Annotated in this window: 21 protein-coding genes; 6 read left to right on the forward strand and 15 right to left on the reverse strand. The window is 61.8% G+C overall.

Translation table 11 applies throughout. The annotated features are described in order from the left end of the window. The first annotated feature begins 47 nt into the window (after positions 1-47). Entirely contained in the window at positions 48-461 is a 414-nt protein-coding gene (locus tag APH34_RS01660; RefSeq protein ID WP_054899427.1) for an NUDIX domain-containing protein, read from the forward strand. On the opposite strand, the gene metR is transcribed toward APH34_RS01660, so the two are convergent. Next, the gene (gene metR, locus APH34_RS01665; RefSeq protein ID WP_054899428.1) at positions 445-1,362 is read right to left on the reverse strand and encodes a transcriptional regulator MetR; all 918 of its coding nucleotides are present in this window, start codon (positions 1,360-1,362) and stop codon (positions 445-447) included. The two genes, APH34_RS01660 and metR, sit on opposite strands and share 17 nt — an antisense overlap. 195 nt (positions 1,363-1,557) lie before the next feature. Between metR and APH34_RS01670 the strand changes: the two genes are divergently transcribed. Continuing rightward, entirely contained in the window at positions 1,558-2,553 is a 996-nt protein-coding gene (locus tag APH34_RS01670; protein ID WP_054899429.1) for an alpha/beta fold hydrolase, read from the forward strand. Between the two features lie 76 nt (positions 2,554-2,629). On the opposite strand, the gene APH34_RS01675 is transcribed toward APH34_RS01670, so the two are convergent. The 6 genes from APH34_RS01675 to APH34_RS01700 all read right to left on the reverse strand — a co-directional run bounded on the left by APH34_RS01675 (position 2,630) and on the right by APH34_RS01700 (position 9,138). Beyond that, on the reverse strand, positions 2,630-3,958 hold the full coding sequence (locus APH34_RS01675; protein WP_054899430.1) for a sigma-54 dependent transcriptional regulator: 1,329 nt from the start codon (positions 3,956-3,958) through the stop codon (positions 2,630-2,632). Then, positions 3,955-5,859, reverse strand: coding sequence for an ATP-binding protein (locus tag APH34_RS01680; RefSeq protein WP_054899431.1), 1,905 nt, complete (start codon positions 5,857-5,859; stop codon positions 3,955-3,957). Before APH34_RS01680 ends, APH34_RS01675 begins: the two co-directional genes overlap by 4 nt. Positions 5,860-5,928: 69 nt before the next feature. Beyond that, positions 5,929-6,663, reverse strand: coding sequence for an amino acid ABC transporter ATP-binding protein (locus tag APH34_RS01685; RefSeq protein WP_054899432.1), 735 nt, complete (start codon positions 6,661-6,663; stop codon positions 5,929-5,931). Next, on the reverse strand, positions 6,660-7,331 hold the full coding sequence (locus tag APH34_RS01690; RefSeq protein WP_054899433.1) for an amino acid ABC transporter permease: 672 nt from the start codon (positions 7,329-7,331) through the stop codon (positions 6,660-6,662). Before APH34_RS01690 ends, APH34_RS01685 begins: the two co-directional genes overlap by 4 nt. Then, positions 7,332-8,078: an amino acid ABC transporter permease gene (locus APH34_RS01695; RefSeq protein WP_054899434.1), complete on the reverse strand. Its 747-nt coding sequence runs from the start codon at positions 8,076-8,078 to the stop codon at positions 7,332-7,334. Between the two features lie 142 nt (positions 8,079-8,220). Continuing rightward, a complete protein-coding gene (locus tag APH34_RS01700; protein WP_054899435.1) occupies positions 8,221-9,138 on the reverse strand; it encodes a glutamate/aspartate ABC transporter substrate-binding protein in 918 nt (305 codons plus the stop codon). Positions 9,139-9,478: 340 nt separating this feature from the next. On the opposite strand from APH34_RS01700, the gene APH34_RS01705 reads away from it, so the two are divergent. Next, positions 9,479-13,606 (forward strand): NEL-type E3 ubiquitin ligase domain-containing protein, encoded by a 4,128-nt coding sequence (locus APH34_RS01705; protein ID WP_054899436.1) that lies wholly within the window; start codon positions 9,479-9,481, stop codon positions 13,604-13,606. A gap of 32 nt (positions 13,607-13,638) precedes the next feature. Here APH34_RS01705 and glpD read toward each other — a convergent pair whose 3' ends face one another. The 4 genes from glpD to APH34_RS01725 form a co-directional block, all read right to left on the reverse strand. Beyond that, the gene (glpD, locus tag APH34_RS01710; RefSeq protein WP_054899437.1) at positions 13,639-15,168 is read right to left on the reverse strand and encodes a glycerol-3-phosphate dehydrogenase; all 1,530 of its coding nucleotides are present in this window, start codon (positions 15,166-15,168) and stop codon (positions 13,639-13,641) included. Between the two features lie 173 nt (positions 15,169-15,341). After that, entirely contained in the window at positions 15,342-16,097 is a 756-nt protein-coding gene (glpR, locus tag APH34_RS01715) for a DNA-binding transcriptional repressor GlpR (protein ID WP_054899438.1), read from the reverse strand. 103 nt (positions 16,098-16,200) lie between these two features. Beyond that, positions 16,201-17,700 (reverse strand): glycerol kinase GlpK, encoded by a 1,500-nt coding sequence (gene glpK / locus APH34_RS01720; protein ID WP_054899439.1) that lies wholly within the window; start codon positions 17,698-17,700, stop codon positions 16,201-16,203. A 41-nt stretch (positions 17,701-17,741) separates the two neighbouring features. Next, the gene (locus tag APH34_RS01725) at positions 17,742-18,593 is read right to left on the reverse strand and encodes an MIP/aquaporin family protein (protein ID WP_054899440.1); all 852 of its coding nucleotides are present in this window, start codon (positions 18,591-18,593) and stop codon (positions 17,742-17,744) included. A 297-nt stretch (positions 18,594-18,890) separates the two neighbouring features. On the opposite strand from APH34_RS01725, the gene ybaK reads away from it, so the two are divergent. Beyond that, positions 18,891-19,361: a Cys-tRNA(Pro) deacylase gene (gene ybaK / locus APH34_RS01730; RefSeq protein WP_054899441.1), complete on the forward strand. Its 471-nt coding sequence runs from the start codon at positions 18,891-18,893 to the stop codon at positions 19,359-19,361. Positions 19,362-19,397: 36 nt separating this feature from the next. On the opposite strand, the gene APH34_RS01735 is transcribed toward ybaK, so the two are convergent. Both APH34_RS01735 and argF read right to left on the reverse strand, forming a co-directional pair. Next, positions 19,398-20,507 carry an ABC transporter ATP-binding protein gene (locus tag APH34_RS01735; RefSeq protein WP_054899442.1) on the reverse strand — a complete coding sequence of 370 codons (1,110 nt, stop codon included), beginning with the start codon at positions 20,505-20,507 and terminating at the stop codon, positions 19,398-19,400. Next, positions 20,504-21,424 (reverse strand): ornithine carbamoyltransferase, encoded by a 921-nt coding sequence (gene argF / locus APH34_RS01740; protein WP_054899443.1) that lies wholly within the window; start codon positions 21,422-21,424, stop codon positions 20,504-20,506. The genes APH34_RS01735 and argF overlap by 4 nt, the downstream gene beginning before the upstream one ends. A 365-nt stretch (positions 21,425-21,789) precedes the next feature. On the opposite strand from argF, the gene APH34_RS01745 reads away from it, so the two are divergent. Both APH34_RS01745 and grxD read left to right on the forward strand, forming a co-directional pair. Beyond that, positions 21,790-23,898: a molybdopterin oxidoreductase family protein gene (locus APH34_RS01745; protein ID WP_054899516.1), complete on the forward strand. Its 2,109-nt coding sequence runs from the start codon at positions 21,790-21,792 to the stop codon at positions 23,896-23,898. Positions 23,899-23,989: 91 nt separating this feature from the next. Beyond that, entirely contained in the window at positions 23,990-24,325 is a 336-nt protein-coding gene (gene grxD, locus APH34_RS01750) for a Grx4 family monothiol glutaredoxin (RefSeq protein WP_054899444.1), read from the forward strand. A gap of 57 nt (positions 24,326-24,382) precedes the next feature. Here grxD and bfr read toward each other — a convergent pair whose 3' ends face one another. Both bfr and APH34_RS01760 read right to left on the reverse strand, forming a co-directional pair. Beyond that, positions 24,383-24,856: a bacterioferritin gene (gene bfr / locus APH34_RS01755; RefSeq protein WP_054899445.1), complete on the reverse strand. Its 474-nt coding sequence runs from the start codon at positions 24,854-24,856 to the stop codon at positions 24,383-24,385. Positions 24,857-25,057: 201 nt separating this feature from the next. Continuing rightward, a complete protein-coding gene (locus APH34_RS01760; protein ID WP_054899446.1) occupies positions 25,058-25,279 on the reverse strand; it encodes a bacterioferritin-associated ferredoxin in 222 nt (73 codons plus the stop codon). Positions 25,280-25,423: the final 144 nt, after the last annotated feature.

A 25,423-nucleotide genomic window follows, 5' to 3' on the forward strand; every position in this document is an offset into this window, starting at 1 on the left:
TCATGGACCACATGGGATCCTCTCAACCTTTCCAGCGAGTCCCTTCCATGCCCAAGATCATTCGCATCGCCGCCGCCCTGCTGATCGACCCTCAGGGGCGCACCCTGCTGGTGCGCAAGCGTGGCACCCAAGCGTTCATGCAGCCTGGGGGCAAGATCGATGCAGGGGAAACGCCCGTGCAGGCCTTGGTGCGCGAGCTGCATGAGGAGCTCGGCCTGCACATCGACCCGGCGCAGGCCATTGCGCTGGGCCAGTTCAGCGCCCCGGCCGCCAACGAGCCAGGCTTCGCGGTGCAGGCTGAACTGTTTCGGGTCGATTGCGCCGAGGCCGTGGCCCCGGCGGCGGAAATCGAGGAAGTGATCTGGCTGGCCGCCGACCAGGCGGTTGAGCTGGCGCTGGCGCCGCTGACCCGCGACCTGATCCTGCCGCTGTTCCGCCAGGCGGTCAGCGTACCGCGCTGACCCCGTCGAGGGTGGCGAAGGAGGTGTCCTTGGCCGTCAGCAGGAAGTCACGCATGTACGGCGCATCCAGCATGTCGGTGCGTACTGCGGCATAGAGCGTGGCGAACAGGCCTTTCTCGCCCAGGCGCTTGCCTTTCACATACCCGCGCGAGCTGTACTCATGCAGCGCCCAGTGCGGCATGCCGCATACGCCACGGCCGCTGGCCACCAGTTGCATCATCATCACTGTTAGCTCCGAGGTACGCACGGCCGCTGGCTCGATGTCGGCCGGCTCCAGGAAGCGGGTGAAGATATCCAGGCGATCACGCTCCACCGGGTAAGTGATGAGGGTCTGCTCGATCAGGTCCTGCGGCACGATGTAGGGTTTGCTGGCCAGCGGGTGCTGGTTGGCCACGGCGAGCATGGCTTCATAGGTGAACAGCGGCACGTAAGTGATGCCGGCGAGGTCCAGCGGGTCAGACGTCACCACCAGGTCCAGGTCGCCACGGGCAAGGGCTGGCAAAGGGGCGAAGGCGAAACCAGAGGCCAGGTCCAGTTCCACTTCCGGCCAGGCATCGCGGAACTGGTCGATGGTCGGCATCAGCCATTGGAAGCAGCTGTGGCATTCGATGGCCATGTGCAGGCGCCCGGCAGTACCGCCGGCCAGCCGCGCGATATCGCGCTCGGCGCCGCGCAGCAGCGGCAAGGTGGCGTCGGCCAGTTGCAAAAGGCGCAAGCCGGCGCTGGTGAAACGGAGCGGCTTGGTCTTGCGCACGAACAATGGCAGGCCCAGACGTTCCTCCAGCTCCTTGAACTGGTGCGACAGTGCCGACTGGGTCAGGTGCAGGCGTTCAGCGGCCTCCACGAGGCTGTCGGCCTCGCGCAGGGCATGAAGGGTTTTCAGGTGGCGGATCTCCAGCACTACAGGCTCCGGGAGAAAAAGTGGAAGGGGCAGGGATGGAGTTGAGTTTCTCTCATGTTACCTCGGCTGTCGACTAGGCCTTTGGTGCACCGCTCGGCGGGGGTCATCAAACTGTCACCGAACTGTGGCAGCGCGCCTGAATAAAAGTCATCAGACTCACGCTCTACTGGGGATCTGCATTCTGGTGTTTCTTTCATGCCGGCTTTATTGCTGTTTTTCTTCTTCCTTGTCAGCGTGCCAGCGAGCTTCGCCGATCAACGTTGCGACGTGCAGGGTGCGGTACAACGGGCCGATCTGGGGGATGTGAGCCTGGTCTACCAAAGCATTGGTGCGCCCCGAGATCCGGCATTGCTGCTGGTCATGGGCCTGGGCGGGCAACTGATTCATTGGCCGGACGATGTGGTCGAGGCCTTGTGTCGCCAGGGTTTTCGAGTCATCCGCTACGACAACCGCGATGTCGGCCTGTCACGCTGGAACCAGTTGCCCCCCTCGGCCAACCTGACCGTTGAACTGTTGCGCTACAAACTTGGGCTGCCGGTTGCTGCGCCATACACGCTGACTGACATGGCGGGCGATGGCCTTCGCCTGATGGATACCCTGAAGATTCGCCAGTTCCATGTATTGGGTGTGAGCATGGGCGGCATGATTGCGCAGCACCTGGCGGCCATGGCGCCGGAGCGGGTGCGGAGCCTGACGTTGGTGATGTCCAGTTCGGGCGCCGCTGGGCTGCCGGCGCCAAGCCCGGCGCTGGTGCAACTGCTGGCACGGCGCAGTGCGCCCAACCGTGCAGTGGCCCTCGAGCAGCAGGCCGACTTGCTGGCCGCCCTGGGCAGCCCACAGGTGCGGGACGACCGCGCAGTTCTGCTGCAGCAGGCCGCGGTAGCGTATGACCGCGCGTTCAACCCGGAAGGGGTCAAGCGCCAGATCATGGCGATTCTCGCCGAGCCGAGCCGGGTGGCGTTGCTCAACCAGTTGCGAGTACCCACCCTGGTGGTGCATGGCACGGCCGACCCATTGTTGCCGGTGATGCACGGGGTGCACCTGGCGGCGCACATTCAGGGCAGCCAGTTGCGGCTGATTCCAGGCTTGGCGCACCGTTTCCAGGAGCCGTTCAAGGCGCCGCTGCTAGGGGCTGTGTTGCCTTACCTGCAAGCACACCGGCAGGACGTGACGCACATCGCCGGTCTTTGACCCTTGCGCTGGCTGCTTCGCAGGTCACCCGCCCCTCGAAGGGGTAGGGTTGCCAGCGAAGTCGCGACAGTGGCTATCAGCCCAGGCCGTACTTCTTCACTTTGTCGAACAGGGTGGTCTTGGCCATGCCCAGCTCCTGGCTGGCCTGGCTGAGGTTGCCGCCTGTACGTTGCAGGGCATCGCTGAGCAGATTGCGTTCGAAGGCTTCCACCGCCTCGGCGAAGCCCAGCCCTTGGCTGGCCCCGCCGCTGGGGCCTTTCTTGAAGGGCGGCAGGCCCAGGGCAAAGCGCTCGGCAACGTTGCGCAGTTCGCGCACGTTGCCCGGCCAGTCATGGGCCATCAGGCGCGACAGGGTCTGGCTGTCCAGCGCCGGGGCCTCGCGGTCGAAGCGCAGTGCCGACTGCTGGAGGAAGTGTTCGAACAACTGCAGGATATCTTCGCGGCGCTCGCGCAGCGGCGGCAGTTCCAAGGTCACCACGTTCAGCCGGTAGTACAGGTCGCTACGGAACTGCCCGCTCTGGCCCAAGGCATCGAGATCGGACTTGGTGGCAGCGATCACCCGGCAGTCCACCGGGATGCTCTGGTTCGAGCCCAGGCGCTCCAGGGTGCGCTCCTGCAGCACACGCAGCAGTTTGATCTGCAGGTTGACCGGCATGCTTTCCACCTCGTCGAGGAACAGCGTGCCGCCATTGGCATGTTCGATCTTGCCGATGCGGCGCTTGCCCGCCCCGGTGAAGGCGTTGGCCTCGTGGCCGAAGATCTCGCTTTCAAAGAGATTTTCCGGCAGGCCGCCACAGTTCAGCGCCACGAAAGGCTGGCCCTGACGACGGCTGAAGTCGTGCAGGCAGCGAGCAACCAGTTCTTTGCCGGTACCCGTCTCGCCTTCGATCAACACGTTGGCCGACGTATCGGCCACGTTGGCGATCAGTTCGCGCAGGTGTTCCATAGCCGGCGAGCGGCCGATGATGCGGCCCTCCAGGCTGCTCTGTTCGGCCAGTTGGCGGCGCAGGGCGACCACTTCGCGTGACAGCCCGCGCTGTTCGAGGGCGCGGCGCACCACGTCGACCAGGCGCTCCGGCGAGAAGGGTTTCTCCATGAAGTCATAGGCGCCGTTGCGCATGGCACCGACCGCCATGTCGATATCGCCATGGCCGGTGATCAGTACCACGGGCAGGCTGCGGTCGCGCGCCTTGAGGCGGTTGAGCAGTTCCAGGCCGTCAATACCCGGCAGGCGTATGTCGCTGACAACGATACCGGCAAAGTCATCACCGATGCGTTCCAGCGCCTGCTCGGCGCTGCCGACACCCTCGCAGGCGATGTCTTCCAGGGCCAGCGCTTGCTGGCAGCCGAGCAGCACATGCGGGTCGTCTTCTACGATCAGGACGGTAAGAGGCGCTTGTTTCATGAGAGCTCAGCCGATTCGTTAGGGGCGCAAACCAGAGGCAGGACGAGGACGAAGGCCGTGCCGCCAGTGGCGGGGTGCTCGACGTTCAGGCTGCCCTTGGCGGCGGCGGCAAGGCTCGCCGACAGGGTCAGGCCCAGGCCCAGGCCGTGTTCGCCGGGTTTGGTGGTGAAGAAGGGTTCGAACAGGTGCTTGCGGGCTTCGGCGTCAATGCCGTGGCCATTATCGCGCACCCGCAGACGGTATTTGTCACCCTGCAATTCGCCTTCCAGCCATAGCTCAGGCAGCGGCTGGCTGGCCATGGCATCCAGGGCATTGCCGATCAGGTTGACCAAGATTTGCTCCAGGCGAGTCTGGTCGATGGCCAGTTGCTGGTCGTCGAACAGGTGGTGCAACTGCAGGTGGCAAGCACTGATGCGGTTGGCCAGTACTTGCAGGGTAGCTTCCACAGCCTTGGCCAGCGAAGCCTGCCCACCGTCGTCGCCGCGCCTGGCGAACGAACGCAGGCTGGCGGTGATTCGCCCCATGCGGTCGATCAGGTCGTTCATGGTGCGCAGGTTGGTACTGGCGGTCTCCAGTGCACCACGCTCCAGAAAACGCACTGTGTTGCCAGAGAGCGTACGCAGCGCAGCGAGCGGTTGGTTGAGCTCGTGGGCAATACTGGTGGACATTTGCCCGATGGCCGCCAGTTTACCGGCCTGCACCAGTTCGTCCTGGGCGTGGCGCAGGGTCTGCTCGGCATGGCGACGTTCACGTATCTGGCCCTTGAGCCGTTCGTTGCTGGCGCGCAGGTCGGCGGTGCGCTCGGCGATGCGCCGCTCCAGCTGGCTGTTGGCTTCTTCCAGGGCCTCACGTGCGGCCAGCCGCGTGGCAATCACCTTGCGCCGCTCGTTCCAGGCAATGCCCAGGATGGCCAGCAGGGCGAACGCCACACCCACAAGGATGCCCTGTACCATCGATTCGCGGCGTAGGTCCTGCAACGGCGTGAGTAGGGTGAAATGCCACGGTGTATCGACCAGGCGCCGCGTCTGCGCCAGGTAGGTCACCTCATAGGGCCGGCCATGGGCGGTTTCGCTGTTGGCCGGGAAGGTCAGTTTTTCCACGCCATCGGCTAAGGTCTCGCGTGCCAGTGGTTGCAGCTCATTGAGCGGCCACCAGTAGTATTGCAGGCTGCGCGCCAGGCGCTCCTTGATTTGCGGCGTCAGCGGGCGCACTGATTTGAGCCGGCGTGCCGGGTCGCTGGAGAGGATGATGATGCCGTTCTCGTCACTGACGAAGGCTTCCAGGCGGGCGCGCTGCCAGCGCTCCTCCAGGGTGTCCAGGCGAACCTTGATCACCGCTACGCCAATGATCTTGCCGTGTTCTTCCAGGCCGTGGGCCAGGTAATAGCCTGCCTCGCCCGTGGTGCTGCCGATGCCGTAGAACCGGCCCGGTTCGCCACGCACCGCGGCCTGGAAATAGGCGCGGAACGACAGGTCCTCGCCGAGGAACGAGTCGGCATCGCGCCAGTTGCTGGTGGCCTGGACCCGGCCATTGGTGTCGAGGACGAAGATCGCCCGGCTACGGCTGCGGCGGTTGAGGCCTTCGAGGTATTCGTTGACGGTTTGGCGGTAACCGTTGTCTGGGTCTGTGAGCAGGTGCGAGACGCTGTCTTCCAGCTCGAGCAGGCTCGGCAAATAGGTGTATTTGCTGATTTCGCTTTCCACCGTGCGCGCGTGCAGCTCCAACTGGCGCTCGCCATTTTCGCTGAGCGTGCGGATGCCATTGCTTTCGCTGACCAGGAAGCCGGCCAGACCTAAACCGACCATCAGCAGGACGATCAGCGGCGGCAGCAGTAATTGGCGAATCAGACGGGATTTCACGGCAGGCTTGGCAGGGAGAAGTAGCGAGGGGTCGCATTTCATCACAGTGGCCTTGTCACGACCAGCATCCGCTGCCCGGCGAGGGCCTGGGCAGCGGGTACTGTGTGCGACTTAGTGTTGCAGGATCTTGCTGAGGAAGTGCTGGGTGCGTTGGTCGCGCACGCTCTGATCACCGAAGAACTCTTCCTTGGTGCAATCTTCGATGATGCTGCCCTTGTCCATGAAGATGACGCGGTTGGCCACTTTGCGGGCAAAGCCCATCTCGTGGGTCACGCACATCATGGTCATGCCTTCATGGGCCAACTGCACCATCACATCCAGTACCTCGCTGACCATTTCCGGGTCCAGCGCCGAGGTGGGCTCGTCGAACAGCATGACGATTGGGTCCATCGCCAGGGCGCGGGCAATGGCCACACGCTGCTGCTGGCCGCCGGAAAGCTGGCCAGGGTGCTTCTTCGCCTGAGCACTGAGGCCTACCCGGTCGAGCAGGGCCAGGCCCTTCTTGGTGGCTTCTGCCTCGCTGCGGCCCAGTACCTTGCGCTGGGCGATCGTGAGGTTATCGGTGATGGTCAGGTGCGGGAACAGTTCGAAGTGCTGGAACACCATGCCCACCCGCGAGCGAAGCTTGGGCAGGTTGGTCTTCGGGTCGGCGATGGAGGTGCCGTCGACCACAATGTCGCCCTTCTGGAAGGGTTCCAGCGCGTTGACGCACTTGATCAAGGTGGACTTGCCCGAACCCGAAGGGCCGCACACTACCACCACTTCGCCTTTCTTGACCTCGGTGCTGCAGTCGGTCAGTACCTGGAAGTCGCCGTACCACTTGTTGACGTTCTTGATGGAAATCATACGGTGATCCTTTTTTGCAGGCGCTTGACCAGCCACGAAGCGGAGAAGCTGATAAGGAAGTAGACGACCCCGGCGAAGATCAGGAACTCATGGGAGCGCCCGATGATGTCGCCGTTGGAGCGTGCCGAGTTGAGGAAGTCGACCAGGCCCACGGTGTACACCAGCGAGGTGTCCTGGAACAGGATGATGCTCTGCTGCAGCAACAGCGGGGTCATCTTGCGAAACGCCTGGGGCAGGATGATCAGACGCATGGTCTGGCCGTAGTTCATGCCCAGCGCCTGCGCGGCACCCATCTGGCCCTTGGAAATCGACTGCACGCCGGCGCGCACGATTTCACAGAAGTACGCGGCCTCGAACATCATGAAGGCCACCACGCAGGAGGTGAAGGCCCCGACCGGGGTGTCTTCACCCGTGATCCAGCGCAGCACGAAAGGCACTGCCAGGTAGAACCAGGTGATCACCAGCAGCAGCGGGATCGAGCGGAAATAGTTGACGTACGCGCCTGCCAGGCGCGACATCAGCTTGCTCGACGACAAGCGCATCAGGGCCAGGACGGTGCCCAGCACGATACCGCCAACAACGCCCATGACCATCAGCTTGAGGGTCATGACCATGCCTTCCCACAGGGCAGGCAGGGCCGGGATGATTTCGCTGAAATCCATGTCCATTTACTTGCCCCCCACGGAAATCAGGCCCGGTACGGCAACTTTCTTCTCGACCAGGCGCATGAGCAGCATCAGGCCCATGTTCAGGGTGAAGTAGATCAGCGTGGCCAGGGTGAACGCCTCGAACAGGTTGGCGGAAAACTCGGCCGTCTGCTTGGTCTGTGCCAGCAGCTCCATCAGCCCGATCAGGGAGGCTACCGACGAGTTCTTGAACACGTTCAGGAACTCGGACGTGAGCGGTGGAATGATGATCCGATAAGCCTGCGGCAACAGCACGTTGTTGTAGATCTGCGGGAGGCTGAAACCCATGGCGCGGGCGGCGGCTTCCTGGCCACGGGGCAGCGCCTGGATGCCGGTACGCACCTGTTCGCAGACCCGGGCGGCGGTGAACAGGCCCAGGCAGACGACGACGCTGATCAGGGCCGAGGTGGTCGGGTTGAGGTCTTGCTTGAACCATTCCTGCAGGCCTTCGGGCAGCAGGTCCGGCACCAGGAAGTACCAGATGAACAGCTGCACCAGCAGCGGCACGTTGCGGAACAGCTCCACGTAGGCGGTGGCGATGCCTGATACCAGGCGGTTCGGCACGGTACGCATGACACCGAGGACCGACCCCAGCAGCAGCGCGATGATCCAGGCAGTGATGGAGATGGCGATGGTCCAGCCCAGGCCGGTGATGTACCAGTCCAGATAGGTTTCGCTGCCCACACCGGTGGACTTGAAGAACACGCCCCAGTCCCAGTTGTAATTCATCGGGATTTCCCCTCAGACGGTTGTTTCACGGGCACCTTCGAGCATCCGGGGGCGCAGAGCGCCCTCGGATGAAAGGTTAGACACTAATGAGTGGCCTGCAGAAATGATTCGTGCGCTCGCGCACCAGGCCACTAGCTGAGGATCAGGACTTCTTCTCGTCCGCCGCCTTGTCGGTCGGCTCGGCGATCAGTTTTTTAAGCTCGTCGCTCATCGGGAACTGCAGGTTCAGGCCCTTTGGCGGGATTGGCTGCTGGAACCACTTGTCGTAGCTCTTGTTGACTTCGCCCGACTTGAAGTAGCCCACGATGGCGTCGTCGACCGCTTTCTTGAACTGGGCGTCATCCTTGCGCACCATGCAGCCGTAAATTTCGTACGACTGCGGGGTACCGGTGATGACCCAGTCGGACGGCTTGCGCGCCTTGGCCATTTCACCGGCGAGCAGGGCGTCGTCCATCATGAAGGCCACGGCGCGGCCGCTTTCGAGCATGTTGAAGGCTTCACCGTGGTCCTTGGCGGAAATCACGTTCATCTTCATCTGCTTGTCGGCATTCATTGCCTTGAGGATGCGCTCGGAAGTGGTGCCTGCAGTGGTCACCACGTTCTTGCCGGCCAGGTCCGGGAAGTCCTTATAGGATGGCTGGCCATCCTTGACCTTGGTCAGCAGGCGGGTACCCACTTCGAAGATGCCCACCGAGAAGCCGACTTGCTGCTGGCGCTCGACGTTGTTGGTGGTGGAGCCGCACTCAAGGTCGACCGTGCCGTTCTGCACCAGCGGGATGCGGGTCTGGGAAGTGACGAGGTTGTACTTGACCTTGATGTCGGTGCCCAGTTGCTTTTTCAGGGCTTCGACGACGGCCAACTGAATGTCATGGGAGTAGCCCACCGGTTCCGGCTTGCCAGCCAGGTAGGAAAATGGAATGGAGGAGTCACGGTGCCCCAGGGTGATGGTGCCCGAGTCCTTGATCTTCTTCAGGGTGCCGGTCAGCTCCTCGGCCATGGCCGGCGAAGCGATGACTGCAGCCGCGATGGCGGCGCCCAGCAATTGACGAACGATACGCATCAAATTTTCCTCGACGTGTTTGTTTTTTTTATGGAGCCGTTGGCGGACTCTTTCGTTCAACGAAGACAGCGTGAAGCGCTGTGCATTCGGCTTCCAAGTGTAGAGCATGACTCGTGCCAAGCTCTGCCAGTGATCATAACCCCCCGAAATGCCTGGGCATGAACCCTATGTGAAGGTTTTTCCGCATTCATGGGTGGTCGGAAGGCCGAATGAGTGAGTGTATCGCGTTCGGCAATCCGAACGCGTGATGTGCGCCTATCCGTGCCCCTCAGCATTAAGTAACGCCACTGCGATAAACGGACCTGTTGAGCTTGCAGTCCCCTCAACAGGAGCCTTTGTCGTGTCTGCCATTCCGATACCTTCCGATTCCGTCGATGCCTTCATTGCCCGCCAGCTTGCACCCTGGCTGAGGACCGCCGATGTCGACCTGCTTCTGACGTTCCACAGGGCGCTGCACACCGAGCAGGCAGCAGCGGAAACTGTCAAAAACAAGCTCGCCAGCCTCCCTAGCCTGGAGGCCTTTGCCTCGGCGGTTCTGGAGCAGGCACTGCGAACCCGTGGCCTGGCGGATGTCGATGTGCGAAGCATGCAGGTCTGCATCGAGCAGGATGTGCCCATGCCCAGCGCAGCGCCGCGGCTGTATACGCCCTGGAGGACACTGCGCAGCGTGCAACCGTTGTTGACGGCCGCGATGCACAATTTCCATGAAGATGAGACCTCGCCGTCACTTCGCAGGCGGGCGCATCTGCAGGACGCCAAGGGGAGCAGGCTGCCAATGACGTTCGATGCGTTTGCCCGCTGTTGCAGGGCGTTGGATATCGGTGGGCAGTATCAGCAGCTGCTGCGTGCGCAGCTGTTTCCAAAAAGCAGACCGCCTGCGCCCAAAGACTATGCCCACGCAGCCGTCGAGCGCATGTTCGAAGAAAACCTGCGCGCGAAAATGGACGTTGCGGTGCGGATGGCCAGGATCAAATCCGAGCTGGACGACGTCGACTACCTGCGCTTGCTGCCTGTGTTCAATGCCAAGGCTGTCGTGCCGGCGGTCAGTGGTGTTGCCACACCGCGCCAGCTGTACCTGTTGGGCAAACGCATCCACGGGGTCGTTGCCTGGGAAATGCGCGAACACGGCGCAGGGCCACTGGTGCGAATCATCAGCTGGATACCGCAGGACCCGTATCGGTCTGTGACCGGCCATGGCGCCTGGGCCGATTTCTACCAATGGCTGGCCAAACGGCTGCGCGCGCCCCATTACCGTGACTTTTTCAGGCGTTTCATCAGTGAACGTGATCGGCCGGCCTTCACCGCTACCCTGGAGCGGCTTATCGAAGCGAGCAGTCCCCAGGCGCCCGCCGAGTTGGATGGGCGCAACTTTGCGATCGATGAGCCGTTGTTCGCCTACCTGCGCCGCTTGCAGGTGGACAAGATGCTCGACGACGCACGTGTCCTGGCGGTACCCACTGCCGACGAGACCGCTATCGAGCGCCATCAGCGGTTGGAGGCCTTCAAAAGCGCAGGGCTTGATCTGCTCAACCTGTCAGCGCTGTTCATCCCGGTTCTACGGGGAGTGATGCTCGCCGTGGCAGCGGTGGATGTGGTCAGCGAGGTGTATAAAGGTTATGCCGATTGGCGCATCGGTGACCGTCAGGGGGCCTTGGATCATCTTTTTGGCGTGGCGCAGAACCTGGCAGTCGGGGCAGTGGTGGGGGTCGCGCAGGTTGGGGTAGGGCGGGTACTCGAGCGTGTTCCGTTTGTTGATGCGCTCACGCCCTTGCATGAGGGCGAGGGCCGATCCAGGCTGGCGCACTGGCCGGTCTCGGCGCATCACCTTGATGGCAGCGGTGCGCTTGTGCGCAGGTTTGGGGGCGATTTGGCGCAAGTGTCCGACCAGACCGCGGAGGCTGTGCTGCGCATCACCGGCCTCGAGCCGGACCAGGTTCGCCACCTGCATCTGCAAGCGGCGCCGGCCCCCGCTCGTTTGCGCGATGCCCATGCGCGCTACGCGTTGCATGACCTTCAGCCGCTTTTGCGGGGGGCTGCATTCGAGCGAGCGCTGGCCACGCATCAGGGGCAAGCATCGGGTGCAGGGGCCCTGCTGATCAGGGCATTCCCAGGCTTGTCCGTGCCCGGCGCCGAAGAAATCCTTGCGCAGGCCAATGGTGAACAGATCAAGGCGCTGCTGGTCAGCGGCAGGGTGCCGTTGGCAATGGCCGAGCGTGCCCGCTGGTGCGTAAGGGAGAGCCGCCTGGACCGCGCATTGTTGGGGCTTGAGCACGTCGGCGCTGTCAATGCTGACAGTGAGCGCCTGGCGCTGGCGCTGATCGATGAACTGGCGCCTTGGCCGGCGTCGGTGCGCATCGAATTGCGCCAGGAGGAAGTGGGTGGCCGCTTGTTGGCAGCCAGTGGAGGGCCCGACGCAACGCACATCCAAGCCGTTATCCAGACTGCGCAGGGCTATCAGCTGGCTGACGGTAACCCGCCAGTGCTTGGCCAGGGCTTGTTGACGTGCTTGATCCGTACCTTTGATGAAGGTCAGAAAGCCAGGCTTGGCGGGGGGCAGTTGAGTGCCCGTGAACTGGGCGAGCGGCTTGCTCAACGGGCCAGCGCTGATCGGGAAAATACAGCGAAGTTAATGGGCCTTTTGCCTATTGCGGAACGCTATCGCCCGCCGCAGCGAATAGTCGACGGCCGCATCGGTTATGCGCTAAGTGGCGGCGGTGAGAGCAGCCGCCAGGCTATCCGCCGAGGTATACATGAGATTTTCCCTACCTTGACCGACGCCCAGCTGGACGCTTACCTGCGCGACCTGATGAACCGTCGGATCGGATTGTGGGACCACTTGAGTACCCTGCAGCAGCAGTTGGAAAGCTTGCGTGAGGCGCTCGACGCCTGGCAGCGTGAGCGCGTGAACTTCATGGATGGGCTCAGGCGCCAACGTGTGGCCAACCAGATTCGCCGCGCTTGGCGGCGCAAGACGGCTGGCCTGGCCGGGGACGATTTTGTACTGCATATCGAGGGTGAACAGGTGGGCAGCCTGCCGCGCTTGCCGGCAGACATCCACTTCACGCATGTTCGGCGCTTGACGTTGCGCAACATGAGCCTTGAGCAGGTTGATGAGGATTTCCTGCGCAGGTTTACCCAGCTTCGTGAACTCGACCTACGGGATAATCAGTTGACCACCTTGCCGGTTGGGCTGGAACGTCTTTGCGAGCTACGCCGGTTGCACCTGGCGGGTAACCAGATAGTCTTTGATGCCCCCGACAATCAAAGGTTGGCCAGCCTTTCGATGCTTCAGCAGCTCGATCTCACCTATAACCCGCTGGGCCAAATTCCCGATCTCTCAGGGTTACGCCACCTGCGCGAGGTCTCACTGCGCGCGACGGGGCTGTCCGCCGTACCCGACGAAGCCTTGATGCCCTGGCGGGGCCTGGTGGATATTCGTGAGAATCAGATTCGCCGGGTGAACGGCGATCTGCGTAGTCTGGGCGATCGGTTACGGCGCCTGTCGTTGCATGACAATCCCCTGGATGAAGCCAGTGAGGCCCTGGTTGCCCGCAGCAGCAGTAATGATGTGACACTGCGGCGCAGTTCGTATCGTCACGCCATCGCAGACGGCAATTTGCAACAGCAATGGCTGGGTAATGCAGCGGACGCCTTGCGCGATCGGCGCTTGCAGGTCTGGACGCGTTTGTCCGAGGAGCCGCAGTCAGGGGACTTGTTTCGCTTCCTCAGGGATTTTGCCCACTCGGATGACTTTCTCGATCACCCGCGCTACTACCGCGCCAGGATATGGCGAGTGCTGGAGCTTTGCGCGGATAACACCGATGTGCGTGAGGCTGTGTTCTGGCAGGTACGAGGGCCCAGGACCTGCGAGGACCGGCTGTTGCTGATCCTCAGCCAACTGGAGGTCAGGGCTCATATTGCCTTGCACACGTTGGAGGCTGGCGCTGCGCCCGCCGAAGTGACCTTGTTAAACCTGGGGCGCTCGCTCTATCGTCTGGACGAGGTTGACAGCATTGCCGCTCGGCATATCGAAGAAATGCGCCAGGACCTTTATGCCGCTGTGGATGACATCGAGGTTTACCTGGCGTATCGCGTCAACCTGGCCAACAGCCTGGGCCTTCCGGCTCAGCCTCAGCACATGAACTATCCCGAGCACAGCGGCGTAACGCAAACACGGATCATGCGTGCGCGCACGGCGGTACTCGCAGGCGAGAACGTCGACGTGCTTAGCCATTCACTGGCACAGCGTGAGTTTTGGCAAGGGTATGTGCGAAATCGCTACCCTGAGCGCTTTGAAGCCCTCGCCGCGCCGTTTCATGAGCAACTGGAGGGGTTTGAGCGCCAGGTGGGGGAGGCGGGGGAGCAGCTTTACCTTGAGCGCGCCGCAGCCTTGATGGCAGAGCTGAACGCCCAAGAGCGCGCGCTGTACCTGGAACTGGCCAGGGAAGCGTACGCTCGGGAGGTTTGAGGGCAGGCGACCGCCAGGTCGCCGCGCAAGGTTCAGGCGGCGTCGCTGCGGACGTCGCCTTGTGCAAGGTAATCAGCCAGGGCGCGTTGCTCGTTCTCACTGGTGAACAGACCCAGTTTGGTCCGCCGCCAGAGGATGTCCTGTGCACTGACGGCCCACTCGGTTTTGCGCAGGTAATCCACTTCCCGGGTGAACAAGCCGCCGCCGATCGCCTGGCCCAGATCGTTCGGGCCGTTCACGCCCTCCAGCAGTTGCCAGGTGCGGCTGCCGTAGGTCACCGCCCAGCGCTTGGCGATATCCGGCGCAAGCCATGGGTGGCGCGCGAGCAGTTCGTCGATCAATGCCTGAGGCGTGCTCATGCCCTCGCCCCCAGGCAATGCGGCGCTGGCTGTCCAGCTTTTGCCCATCTGGGTGAAGAACGGCTTCAGTTCTGTCATGGCCGATTCTGCAAGCTTGCGGTACGTAGTGAGTTTGCCGCCAAACACCGACAGTAACGGCGCCTGGCCCTGAGCTGCGGATAGGGCAAGGGTGTAGTCACGCGTGACCGCGGACGGGTTGTCCGATTCGTCGTTGCAAAGCGGACGTACACCGGCGTAGGTGTGCAGGATGTCGCTGCGGTTCAGCTGGTGATTGAAGTGTGCGTTGACCACCTTCAGCAGATAGTCGGTTTCCTGCTCGGTGATTGCCACCTTGGCGGGATCACCGCTGTATTCGCGGTCTGTTGTGCCTATCAGGGTGAAGCGGTCCAGGTACGGAATGCAAAAGACGATGCGCTGGTCTTCATTCTGCAGAATGTAGGCATGGTCCCCTTCATAGAGGCGCGGCACGATGAGATGGCTGCCCTGGATCAGACGAATGCCGTACGGCGCGTCGAGCTTGAGGTCGTCCTTGATGAAACTGGCAACCCACGGGCCTGCGGCGTTGACCAACGCCCGGGCACGAATGCTCTGCTGGCTGCCATCAGCATGCTGCAATTCCACTTGCCACAAACCGTCCACACGCTCTGCGCGCAGGCAGCGGGTGCGGGTATGGATATGGGCGCCGTGCTCACGGGCGGCCATGGCATTGAGCACTACAAGGCGGGCATCGTCCACAGCGCAGTCCGCGTACTCGAAGCCACGGGTGATGGACGGCTTGAGCGGATAGCCAGGGCCGAAGCGCAGACTGCGCGACGCTCCCAGGCGCTTGCGTTTGCCCAGGTGATCATAGAGGAACAGGCCAGCGCGGATCATCCAGGCTGGACGTAGGTGCGGGCGGTGCGGCAGCACGAAGCGCATCGGCTTGACGATATGCGGCGCCTTGGCCAGCAGCACTTCGCGTTCGGCCAGGGCCTCGCGCACCAGACGGAACTCGTAGTGCTCCAGGTAGCGCAGGCCGCCATGGATAAGCTTGCTGCTGGCCGAGGAGGTGTGCTGCGCCAGGTCATCCTTTTCGCAAAGGAACACCTTCAGACCGCGCCCGGCGGCGTCGGCAGCAATGCCCACGCCATTGATGCCACCGCCGATCACGGCGAGGTCGTAGCAGTCGGCGAGGGGTAGCTTGGACGAAACGGGCTGGGACACGGGCAAGGCCTCCTGGGGCTGTTCACATCGAATATGAACATTGATGTTCGTTTTCGAAAATATTAGCGCAACAGCAAGCCGGTCGCCAGTCAGTCTTTATAGAAAAAACTGATCGGATGACAAAGAAATGAACAATATCGAAAATGGCGGGCCATTGGCTGGCCCGCTTGCGTTCAGACTACGTCCAGTCGGATCTTGTACTGGTTCAGCAGTTGGGACAGGGTCGGGGTTGGGGGCTGGTCGGTCACCAGGCAGTCGACGAGACTGATCGACCCCAGGCGAACCATGGCATTACGCCCGAACTTGCTGGAGTCGGCCGCCAGAATGACCTGCCGCGCATTGGCGATGATGGCTTGGGACACCCGTACTTCCTGGTAATCGAAGTCCAGCAGGCTGCCATCTTCATCGATGCCGCTGATGCCGACCAACGCAAAGTCGACCTTGAACTGGTTGATGAAGTCGACGCTGGCTTGGCCGACCACGCCACCGTCACGGCGCACCGTGCCGCCAGCCACCAGCACGTCGAAATCATCCTTGGCCGCCAGGATCGAGGCTACGTGCAGGTTGTTGGTAATGACTTTCAGATGGCTATGGTTGAGCAGTGCCCGGGCAATCGATTCGGTGGTTGTGCCAATGTTGATGAAGACCGAGGCATGGTCGGGAATCTGCTTGGCCACGGCTTCGGCGATGCGCTGCTTTTCGTCGCGCATCTGGTCGGCGCGCATGGCATAGGCGGTGTTCTCGACGCTGGAGTCATATGCGGCGCCACCATGGTAGCGGCGCAGCAGGTTGAGCTCGGCCAGCTGGTTGATGTCGCGACGAATGGTTTGCGGGGTGACGATAAACAGCTGCGCCATTTCCTCGATGCTGACATAGCCGCGTTCACGCACCAGCTCGAGAATTTGTTGTTGGCGGGGGGGCAGATTCATGGGCGGTCCTTTTGGGCTGCCGGACAAATTCTGCAATGATGCCGTAGGAAAGGGATGACGGCCAGTAGACTATAGGGCCGCTTCGCGGCCCCATTACCTAAGATCAAGCGTCGTGATCTTCCCAGTCCCGGGTACGGTCGACCGCCTTCTTCCAGCCGGCGTACAGTTTCTCCTTCTGCGCCTCATCCAGTTGTGGGCTGAACTCGCGCTCGATGATCGCCTTGTCGCGCAGCTCTTCCAGTCCGCTCCAGAACCCACAGGCCAGGCCTGCCAGGTACGCGGCGCCAAGGGCAGTGGTTTCGCGCATTTTCGGGCGCTCGACGCAGGTGCCGAGGATGTCGGCCTGGAACTGCATGAGGAAGTTGTTGGCCACTGCACCGCCGTCTACACGCAGTTCGGACAGGCGCTCGCCGCAATCCTGTTGCATGGCATCGAGAACATCGCGGGTCTGGTAAGCGATCGACTCCAGCGCGGCGCGGATAATATGGTCGACCTTGACACCTCGGGTCAGGCCGAACAGCGCCCCGCGGGCATACGGGTCCCAGTAGGGGGCACCCAGCCCGGTGAATGCAGGGACCAGATAAACGCCATTGCTGTCCTTGACCTTGCTGGCGAAGTACTCGGTATCGAGTGCGTCGTTGACGATCTTCAACTCGTCACGCAGCCACTGCACGGTAGAGCCGCCGTTGAACACTGCGCCTTCCAGCGCATACGCCACCTCGCCTCGTGGGCCGCAGGCAATGGTCGTGAGCAAACCGTGGGACGATCGGACCGCCTTGTCGCCAGTGTTCATCAACAGGAAACAACCGGTGCCATAGGTGTTCTTGGCCTGGCCAGGTTCCACGCACATCTGCCCGAACAGCGCCGATTGCTGGTCACCGGCGATACCGGCGATGGCGATGCCGCTCTTGGTGTGGCCGTAGACTTCGGAAGAAGGGCGCACCTCGGGCAGCATCTGACGCGGGATACCAAGGATCTGCAACAGCTTGTCGTCCCATTGCAGGCTATGGATGTTGAACATCAGGGTGCGCGAGGCGTTGGTGTAATCGGTGACATGCACCTTGCCGCCGGAGAACTTCCAGATCAGCCAGGTATCGATGGTGCCGAACAGCAACTCGCCACGCTCGGCGCGTGCGCGGGCGCCCTCGACGTTATCGAGGATCCACTTGAGCTTGGTGCCGGAGAAATACGGGTCGGTGACCAGGCCGGTGCTCTCGCGAATGTAGTCTTCATGCCCGTCACGCTTGAGTTGCGCACAGATCTCGGTGCTGCGTCGGCACTGCCAGACGATTGCGTTGTACACCGGGCGGCCGGTTTCCTTGTCCCACACCACCGTGGTCTCACGCTGGTTGGTAATGCCCAGCGCGGCCACCTGGGCATGGCTGATACCGGCCTGCGCCAAGGCTTCGACCATGGTCGCGCTCTGCGTGGCGAAGATCTCCATTGGGTCGTGTTCGACCCAACCGGCTTGCGGGTAATGCTGGACGAACTCGCGTTGGGAGGTGCCGACCACATTGGCATCGCGGTCGAAGATGATGGCCCGCGAACTTGTGGTGCCCTGGTCCAGGGCGATGATGTAGTTCTTATCCTGGGTGTCTGTCATGGTCGTAGGCCTTGCGTAAGGGGGAGGTCAGGGCGCCAGCGTCAGTTGGCTTGAGTATCGCCCTGGCGATTGTCGTTTGTCTCAAGGTTCTCGCCTTGCACCTTCGGCAGGTTGCGGGCGATCAGGCCGCGATAGAGCGCGGCGCCCAGGCAAGCGCCGAGGATCGGTGCGAACACCGGAACCAGGAAGTAAGGAATGTCCCGGCCGCCGGTAAAGGCGATTTCGCCCCAGCCGGCCAGGAAGGTCATCAATTTTGGCCCGAAATCGCGGGCCGGGTTCATGGCGAAGCCGGTCAGCGGGCCCATGGCGCTGCCGATCACGGCGATCAACAAGCCGATCAGCAGTGGCGCCATGGCGCCGCGGGGCAGGCCGTTGTTGTCGTCGGTCAGGGCCATGATCACCGCCATCAGGATGGCGGTGATCACCACTTCGACCAGGAATGCCTGGCCGGTGGAAAGCGAAGGGTGCGGATAGGTGGAGAACACCGAAGCGAGCTCCAGGCTCTGGCTGCTGCCGCGCAACATGGCGTGGGTGTGTTCGAAATCGAAGAACAGGCTGCTGTACAGGGTGTAGACCAGGGCCGCACCGCAGAATGCCCCGCCGATCTGGGCCAGCATGTAGAACGGCAGTTTGCGCTTGTCGAAGCTGGCGAACAGGGTTAGCGCGATGCTGACCGCGGGGTTCAGATGCGCCCCGGAAATACCCGCGGTGAGGTAGATCGCCATGCTTACGCCGACACCCCAGATAATGCTGATTTCCCACAAGCCGAAGCTGGCGCCCGCCACCTTGAGAGCGGCGACGCAACCGGTACCGAAGAAGATGAGCAGTGCGGTGCCGAGGAACTCGGCCAGGCATTGGCTGGACAGCGTGGGTTCGCGTAGAGCAGTCGTCATGTGTGACCTCGTTTTTTTTGTTGTGAGGCGCGTGGCGCTCGACAGCAAAGCCCGGTGTCTATCCCCATTGACCCGGGCATGTGGAATGCACCCAAAAAGTGCACCATTTATTCAGAAACGAAAAAATATAGACAAGAAACGCTTATGTCAAAGGTCGAAAGTGAACGGTCGGTCACGTTCTGGGCGCCCGCTCGCTCCCTGAGTCCGCGTGCTAGAGAGGCGCGTCAGATGCAAACTGGCTGGGATGTGGGATTTGTCCTAAAGTAGCCGCCGATCTGTCCCAGACCGGAGTACTGCATGACCCCCGCCCTCGATCTTTTGAAAAAGGCCCGCGCCGAACATCGCGTGCACAGTTACGAACATGATCCGAAATCGGCGTCATATGGGCTGGAGGCGGCAGAAAAGCTTGGGCTGGACCCCCAGCAAGTGTTCAAGACCTTGCTGGCCAGCAGTGAGAAAGGCGAGTTGCTGGTGGCCGTGGTACCGGTAGTGGGGACGCTGGACCTCAAGGCCCTGGCCCATGCCGCAGGCGTGAAGAAGTGCGAGATGGCTGACCCGGCGGCAGCGCAACGCGCAACGGGATATCTGGTGGGTGGGATCAGCCCGTTAGGGCAGAAAAAGCGCCTGCGTACTTTTATCGATGACTCGGCGCAAAATTTTGCAACCATCCATGTCAGCGCTGGGCGGCGAGGGTTGGAGGTGGAGCTGGCTGCGGCGGTGCTGGCCGAGCATACCCAAGGCACATTCGCTGGCATCGGCCGGGGTTGAACGCTTCGGGGCTGCGCGGCAGCCCCGGCGTCCTGATCAGGTCGCTGCGCTGTAGCGGCGCACGCCATTTTCCTGTCGAGGCAGCTGGGCCGCGACACTGCCCGGTACCGGGAACAGCACGAGGTGGTCGGCCTTCACGGCGATCCCGACATCGTCGCCCACCTGATGGTCGACATGGCTCGGGAAGATTGCCTCCAACTGGCTGCCGGTCGGCAACTGCAGGCGGTACAGCGTCGAGGCGCCGAGGAAGCTCTTGCCAACGATGTTTGCCCGCAATGTGCTGTCTGCGGCATGAACGATGTCGTCAGGGCGCAGCAGGACGTCCACCGAACTCCCAGGCGCCATGATGTAGGCACGGTTACCACGCAGCTCGCCGAGCTCGGTATTGACCGCCTCATGGCTGCTCATCTGGCCGCGGATGAAGTAACCCTGGCCGATGAAACTGGCAACGAACGGCGTTTGCGGCTCATGGTAGAGGTTGTAGGGCGTATCCCACTGCTCGAGGCGGCCTTCCTTGAACACACCCACATGATCGCTGACCGCGAAGGCTTCTTCCTGGTCATGGGTAACCAGGATCGCACTGGTGCCGCGGCTCTTGAGGATGTCGCGGACCTCATGGCTCAGGCGCCGACGCAGCTCGACGTCCAGGTTGGAAAACGGCTCATCGAGCAGCAGCAACTGTGGTTCAGGTGCCAGCGCCCGGGCGAGGGCGACACGCTGCTGCTGGCCACCGGACAACTCGTGCGGGTAACGCCCGCCCAGGCCGCCGAGCTTGACCAGTTCAAGCATCTCCTCGACCACCTGCGCCTGGCGCGGGTGCTTGGCGATGCCGAACGCAATGTTCTGCGCCACGGTCAGGTGCGGAAACAGGGCGTAGTCCTGAAAGACCATGCCAATCCGGCGTTTCTCCGGGGCCTGGGTGAAGCCGGCGCGGGAAATGACCTCGCCGGCCAGCTGGATCTCGCCTTCATGCACCGGCTCGAAGCCGGCGATGGCGCGCAGGGTGGTGGTCTTGCCGCAACCCGAAGAACCCAGCAGGCAACCGATGTCGCCTGCGTTCAGGTGCAGGTTGAGGTTCTGGACGATGCGCTGGTCGCCGTAGCCGCAGGCGAGGTTGCGCAGGTTGAGCAGTAGGGGTTGACTCATGCGTGGTGGTAAGCCGGTTCTACAAGGAATTCGAGAAGGGCCTTCTGTGCATGCAGGCGGTTTTCAGCCTGGTCCCAGGCGACCGAACGTGGGTCGTCGAGCAGGTCATGGCTGATTTCCTCGCCGCGGTGGGCGGGCAGGCAGTGCATGAACAGGGCGTCGGGTGCCGCCAGGTCGAGCAGTTCGCGGGTAACCTGGTAAGGCGCAAAATGCGCCAGGCGCCGTGCAGTTTCCTCCTCCTGGCCCATGGAAGTCCAGACATCCGTGGTGACCAGGTGTGCACCGCGCACCGCTTCACGCGGATCCCGCACGATATGCACATGCTCACCGCCCAGCGCCATGAAGCGTGGGTCCGGGTCGTAACCTTCCGGGCAGGCGATACGCAGCTGGAAGTCGAACTGACGGGCAGCCTCGATGTAGGAGTTGCACATGTTGAAGCCATCGCCAATCCACGCCACGGTCTTGCCCTGGATCGAACCGCGGTGCTCCAGGAACGTCTGCATGTCAGCCAGCAACTGGCAGGGGTGCGACTCATCGGACAAGCCGTTGATCAGCGGCACGCGCGAATTGGCGGCGAATTCGGTAAGGGTGCTGTGGGCATGGGTGCGGATCATCACTGCATCGACCATGCTCGAGAGCACGATGGCGCTGTCGCTGATCGGCTCGCCGCGCCCCAGTTGGGTATCGCGTGGGGACAGGAAGATGGCCTGGCCGCCAAGCTGGATCATGCCGGCCTCGAACGACACGCGGGTACGGGTCGAGGACTTTTCGAAGATCATGCCCAGGACACGGTTTTTCAGAGGCTCGAACAGCACGCCGCGCTTGCGCAGGTCCTTCAGCTCGATGCCTCGGCGGATCACACCGAGCAATTCGTCGGTGGTGAAATCCAGCAGGGAGAGAAAGTGCCTAGCGCTCATGATTAACTACCTTATCTGCAACGGTATGCAGGTCGACCGTATGGTTTTTTTTGACAACGGGAGTGACCTGCGGCGTAAGCCGCACGGGGCGGACGTAATAGGGAAAGGCGCAATACTATAATTAAATGTCGCCTGAAACCAAGAGGGGAAACAGCTGCTCTGTTGCAAAGGGTGTCATTACCCATTGAGCCTGCGCTGTTTTTTATTAATTACAGAAGGTTGTACACGGCTTGCTGGCAATTTGGCAAATGGCTGTCGCAAATCGTGCGACTGATGTCGGGGGATTCACGCTGCAAAGTGCGCTGGAGCCGGTGTATGGGCAGGGCGCATAGTCGGCGTTGAACAACAACAAGGCAGAGGCGGCCATGACCCAGACCCTGCACCACCGTGCCTGTCACCTGTGCGAAGCGATCTGCGGGTTGAACATCGCAGTCAACCGTGGCGATGACGGGCGTGAGCGTATCACCTCGATCAAGGGCGATCCGTTGGACCCGTTCAGCCGTGGCCATATCTGCCCCAAGGCCGTCGCCCTGCAGGACATTCAGGACGACCCGGACCGCCTGCGCCAGCCGCATCGGCGAGTCGGCAGCCAGTGGCACGCCATCGGCTGGGATGAAGCCTTTGCGCTGGCGGCCGAGAGGCTGTGGTCGATCCAGCAGGCCCATGGCCAGAACGCCATCGCCGTTTACCAGGGCAACCCCAGCGTGCACAACTACGGCTTGATGACCCACAGCAACTATTTCCTGGGCCTGCTGAAGACGCGTAACCGCTTTTCCGCGACGTCGGTGGACCAGCTGCCCCAGCACCTGACCAGCCACCTGATGTATGGCCACGGCCTGTTGTTGCCGATTCCGGACATCGATCATACCGATTTCATGCTGATCCTCGGCGGCAACCCGCTAGCCTCCAACGGCAGCATCATGACCGTGCCGGATGTGGAAAAACGCCTGAAGGCCTTGAAGGCCCGTGGCGGGCAATTGGTGGTGGTGGACCCAAGGCGCAGCGAAACAGCGGCCATGGCCGACCGTCATTTGTTCATTCGCCCCGGTGGCGATGCCGCGTTGCTGTGCGGGCTACTCAACACCCTGTTCGACGAGGGGCTGGCGCGTGGCTCGCATCTTCCGGCCAATGGCGTAGAGCAGGTACGTGAGGCGATTGCCCCGTTCAGTGCCGAGGCGATGAGCCCCCTGTGCGGTATCGACGCTGTCAGTATTCGCCAACTGGCGCGGGACTTCGCCGCCGCCGACAAGGCCGTTTGCTATGGCCGCATGGGCGTGTCGACCCAAACCTTCGGCACGCTTTGCCACTGGCTGGTACAAGTGATCAACCTGGTCACCGGCAACCTCGACCGCGAAGGTGGAGCGCTGTGTACCGAACCCGCCGTCGACCTGGTAGCCAGCACTTCAGGTGGCCATTTCAATGTCTGGCAGAGCCGCGTCTCCGGCTTGCCCGAGTACGCGGGCGAGCTGCCTGTGGCGGCGTTGGCCGAGGAGATGTTGACCCCCGGCGCCGGGCAGGTACGGGCCCTGGTGACCGTTGCCGGTAACCCGGTGCTGTCCACCCCCAACGGCCGACAGCTGGATACAGCGTTGCAAGGCCTGGACTTCATGCTCAGCATCGACCTGTACATCAACGAGACCACTTGTCATGCCGACCTGATCCTGCCGTCCACTTCGGCATTGGAGAACGACCATTACGACAGCACCTTCAACCTGCTGGCCGTGCGTAATGTCACCCGTTTCAATCGGGCGATCCTGCCCAAGCCACAAGGTGCGCTGCATGACTGGGAAATCTTTGTGGGCCTGGCCCAGGCCTTCGCCCGCCGTGCAGGGCTGGCACTCAAGCCGACCGTGGCGCCGGCACAGATGATCGATGCGGCGCTGCGCAAGGGCCGTTATGGCGACGCGAGCAGTTGGCAGCTTTCGCTCGACACATTGGACACCCACCCGCACGGTCTTGACCTCGGCCCGTTGCGTGCAAACTTGAGTGCGCGCCTGGCCACTGTCAGCAAGGCCGTCGAGGTGGCGCCGCAGATCATCCTGGATGATTTGCGGCGACTTGCCGCGCAAGCACCGGCAGCGCCGGGGGAGCTGTTGCTGATCGGTCGCCGGCATGTGCGCAGCAACAACTCGTGGATGCACAACTTCCATCGCCTGATCAAAGGCAAGGCGCGCCATCAATTGCTGATGCATCCACAGGACATGCGTCAGCGGCTACTGGAGGATGGCCAGCAGGTGCGCATCCGCTCACGCACGGGCACTCTCGAAGTGGAGGTGCAGGCCAGTGAGGAGATGATGCCGGGTGTGGTCAGCCTGCCGCATGGCTTTGGCCACGGCCGCCAGGGCGTGCACTTGCAAGTGGCTCAGGCCCAACCTGGCGTCAGTGCCAACGACCTGACCGATGAGCGCTTGCGAGATGCCGTGTCAGGTAACGCTGCACTCAATGGCGTGCCTGTGCACGTCGACGCCGCCTGAGCAACGGCAAGGCCGAGCACGGCGCTCGGCTTTCCGATACAATGCGTCACCGTGCCGACGACTACGTCGGAAAGTTCAGCCGAGGTGCTACATGGATATCATCGAAACGATCAAAGAGCAGATTGCCAACAACACCATTCTGCTTTACATGAAAGGCTCGCCGAATGCCCCGCAGTGTGGCTTCTCGTCCCGTGCCTCGCAGGCCGTCATGCAGTGCGGCGAGAAGTTCGCCTACGTCGACATCCTGCAGAACCCGGAAATCCGCGCCAACCTGCCCAAATACGCCAACTGGCCGACCTTCCCGCAACTGTGGGTCGCCGGTGAACTGGTCGGCGGTAGCGACATCGTCCTCGAAATGTTCGAGAAGGGTGAGCTGCAGACCCTGATCAAGGAAGCCGCCGCCAAGGCCAAGGCTTCCGAAGCCTGATTTTCTGGCAGGCAATAAAAAACCCGCTCAAGGCGGGTTTTTTATTGCCTGCGAAAATTACTCTTCGCCCATCTGCGACTGCAGGTAGTTCTCGATGGTGATCTTGTCGATCAGGCTCAATTGGGTTTCCAGCCAGTCAATGTGCTCTTCCTCGGATTCGAGGATGTCTTCGAGCAGATCACGCGAGCCGAAGTCGCCGACGGTTTCGCAGTGGGCAATAGCGGCTTTGAGATCGATCAGGCCTTTCTGTTCGATCTTCAGGTCACACTCGAGCATTTCCTTGGTGTGCTCACCGATCAGCAGCTTGCCCAGGTCCTGCACGTTGGGGATGCCTTCGAGGAAAAGAATACGCTTGATCAGTTTGTCAGCGTGCTTCATCTCGTCGATGGATTCCTTGTACTCGTGCTTGCCGAGTTTGTTCAGACCCCAATCTTCGTACATGCGTGCGTGCAGGAAGTACTGGTTGATCGCGACCAGCTCGTTTCCGAGGATCTTGTTGAGATGCTGGATGACGCTTACGTCGCCTTTCATTGCGGGTTCCTGCCCTGTAGAAGTGTGCCAATACAGGGAAGTTTGAGCCCGATACTAAGGGCTGTCAAACCTAAGTTCTTGAATAATAAGTGAAAATTAATAGGAATAAGAATGTTTGTGAACCGCGTTGGAGCGCTAACTTATTGAATTCTAGGCATAAAAAAACCGGACGCGAGGTCCGGCTCTTTAAATTCGGCATTATCAAGCGGCAGTAAATTCTACCGGATAGGGCAGGGCGGCTTGCTGACTCACCTGAAGCTCAGTGAGGGTTTCACGGACCACCTGCTTGGCCAGGCAGGCACATTTACCACACTGGCTGGCGACATTGGTCGCGGTTCGAACTTCCTTGTAGCTGCAGCATCCTTCATAGATCGCATCGCGGATCTGTCCGTCGGTCACGCCGACACATAGACACACATACATAAAGTCGGACCATCGCTGGTTGAGTCGATGGGTTGGAGAGTAATGGTAATGAGAATGCTTGTCAAAACACTTCGTCAAAGGGCCGTGCTTGAGCGACCGGCGGTTGGATTCGGCCTGTCATGAGAAGCCGTGTATGATGGTCGG

The sequence above is a fragment of the Pseudomonas sp. NBRC 111131 genome (assembly GCF_001320525.1).
In the GTDB taxonomy this organism is placed as follows: Bacteria; Pseudomonadota; Gammaproteobacteria; order Pseudomonadales; family Pseudomonadaceae; genus Aquipseudomonas; species Aquipseudomonas ceruminis.

Excerpts from the sequence above, each read along its gene's own strand:
- APH34_RS01675 (WP_054899430.1), bottom strand. The coding sequence starts at position 3,958 with ATGAAACAAGCGCCTCTTACCGTCCTGATCGTAGAAGACGACCCGCAT.
- ybaK (WP_054899441.1), top strand. The coding sequence starts at position 18,891 with ATGACCCCCGCCCTCGATCTTTTGAAAAAGGCCCGCGCCGAACATCGC.
- APH34_RS01745 (WP_054899516.1), top strand. The coding sequence starts at position 21,790 with ATGACCCAGACCCTGCACCACCGTGCCTGTCACCTGTGCGAAGCGATC.
- APH34_RS01725 (WP_054899440.1), bottom strand. The coding sequence starts at position 18,593 with ATGACGACTGCTCTACGCGAACCCACGCTGTCCAGCCAATGCCTGGCC.
- APH34_RS01695 (WP_054899434.1), bottom strand. The coding sequence starts at position 8,078 with ATGAATTACAACTGGGACTGGGGCGTGTTCTTCAAGTCCACCGGTGTG.
- APH34_RS01690 (WP_054899433.1), bottom strand. The coding sequence starts at position 7,331 with ATGGACATGGATTTCAGCGAAATCATCCCGGCCCTGCCTGCCCTGTGG.
- glpR (WP_054899438.1), bottom strand. The coding sequence starts at position 16,097 with ATGAATCTGCCCCCCCGCCAACAACAAATTCTCGAGCTGGTGCGTGAA.
- APH34_RS01760 (WP_054899446.1), bottom strand. The coding sequence starts at position 25,279 with ATGTATGTGTGTCTATGTGTCGGCGTGACCGACGGACAGATCCGCGAT.
- APH34_RS01685 (WP_054899432.1), bottom strand. The coding sequence starts at position 6,663 with ATGATTTCCATCAAGAACGTCAACAAGTGGTACGGCGACTTCCAGGTA.
- APH34_RS01680 (WP_054899431.1), bottom strand. The coding sequence starts at position 5,859 with ATGAAATGCGACCCCTCGCTACTTCTCCCTGCCAAGCCTGCCGTGAAA.
- grxD (WP_054899444.1), top strand. The coding sequence starts at position 23,990 with ATGGATATCATCGAAACGATCAAAGAGCAGATTGCCAACAACACCATT.
- APH34_RS01660 (WP_054899427.1), top strand. The coding sequence starts at position 48 with ATGCCCAAGATCATTCGCATCGCCGCCGCCCTGCTGATCGACCCTCAG.
- bfr (WP_054899445.1), bottom strand. The coding sequence starts at position 24,856 with ATGAAAGGCGACGTAAGCGTCATCCAGCATCTCAACAAGATCCTCGGA.
- glpK (WP_054899439.1), bottom strand. The coding sequence starts at position 17,700 with ATGACAGACACCCAGGATAAGAACTACATCATCGCCCTGGACCAGGGC.
- argF (WP_054899443.1), bottom strand. The coding sequence starts at position 21,424 with ATGAGCGCTAGGCACTTTCTCTCCCTGCTGGATTTCACCACCGACGAA.
- APH34_RS01670 (WP_054899429.1), top strand. The coding sequence starts at position 1,558 with ATGCCGGCTTTATTGCTGTTTTTCTTCTTCCTTGTCAGCGTGCCAGCG.
- APH34_RS01735 (WP_054899442.1), bottom strand. The coding sequence starts at position 20,507 with ATGAGTCAACCCCTACTGCTCAACCTGCGCAACCTCGCCTGCGGCTAC.
- APH34_RS01700 (WP_054899435.1), bottom strand. The coding sequence starts at position 9,138 with ATGCGTATCGTTCGTCAATTGCTGGGCGCCGCCATCGCGGCTGCAGTC.